Raw genomic sequence first — 678 nt, 5'->3', positions numbered from 1 at the left:
ATTTGCTGCATCGGGCAAGGATTTCAGCTTGTCATAGGGTGTCATCATATTGGTGTAGGCATAGGTCTTGCGCTGCTTGCCCTTGGCATCCGTGGTTGTTGTTGGAAAAAAACAGGGGCGGTGGTAGTTGAGATAGGGATTGAGGTATTCATGATTGAAGGCATTGATCTGAGGTGCCCAACGTTGCGGGATATGTTCGTATCCAAACAGCTTCCTGACCACGGCTCCGTTCTTGCTTTCTGCCAGGGCATTGTCATTACTGTGTCGGGGGCGGGATTTGGTGAACTCGATACGGAGTTTTTCCAGTAGCTTGGCCACTTTCCGGTTGATATATTCAGAACCGTTATCGGAATGAAAGCCCTGAACCACAAAAGGAAAGGTTTCCCGTAACTGTTCCAGCGCAGGAATCAGGTAACGTTCACTGATACGCTCAACGCAGCAGACCACTTCGAACTGGGTCACTTCATCGACCGCATTGATGTGATAAACCCCTTTCTGCCTGTCCAAGTCACCTTGATGCACCGTATCGATGCGGATATAGCCAGGCTGACCATTTGAACAGGGTTTGCGACGTTCGCCAATCGTGGATGACTTGGGGCGTGTTTTCTCAAAGGTCCGGCGCTGCCGTTGATAGGCCTTGGATGGCCTTAGATTGTAAACATGGCTAACAGAGATGCC

The 678-nt window shown here is 50.1% G+C and carries 1 protein-coding gene; it reads right to left on the bottom strand.

What is annotated here, in order from left to right:
• The coding region (locus ACOCD2_RS24315) for an integrase catalytic domain-containing protein (RefSeq protein ID WP_294059582.1) at positions 1-678 on the bottom strand (678 nt) is incomplete at both ends.

It is taken from the genome of Thiolapillus sp. (genome assembly GCF_048562965.1).
Classification (GTDB): Bacteria; Pseudomonadota; Gammaproteobacteria; order Chromatiales; family Chromatiaceae; genus Thiolapillus; species Thiolapillus brandeum_A.
This window is presented reverse-complemented; position numbering and strand designations above follow the sequence as displayed.